Source organism: Caldalkalibacillus salinus (assembly GCF_016745835.1).
Taxonomy (GTDB): domain Bacteria; phylum Bacillota; class Bacilli; order Caldalkalibacillales; family JCM-10596; genus Caldalkalibacillus_A; species Caldalkalibacillus_A salinus.
Window position 1 is genome coordinate 1 of sequence record NZ_JAERVL010000054.1, and the last position, 282, is coordinate 282.

1 protein-coding gene is annotated in these 282 nt (G+C 42.6%); it reads left to right on the forward strand.

From position 1 onward, the window contains the following. On the forward strand, positions 1–282 hold a 282-nt coding region (locus JKM87_RS17620; RefSeq protein ID WP_202081779.1), incomplete at both ends, for a hypothetical protein.

Consider the following 282-nt stretch of genomic DNA (forward strand, 5'->3'; position numbering starts at 1 on the left):
TTTAGCCCAACAGCTACGAATGATCCAACTAACAGAAGCGAAGTGTCATGTAGTTCAACGTCCTCTCAGAGAGATTATTGAAGAAATAAAAGAGATTAAATTAGACCAGTTTGAAAATGATATCCTTCAGTCTTCCGTCCCACCAAAATACCACTGGTTCGTATACTTAACAGAGGGTGTGGAAACAGCATTTGAGATACATGAAGATATGGTCGCCTACGATTTCCATCAAGGACAGCTCTGGGTCAACCCGAATCTGGTGGTGGGTGATGTCCAAGGTGT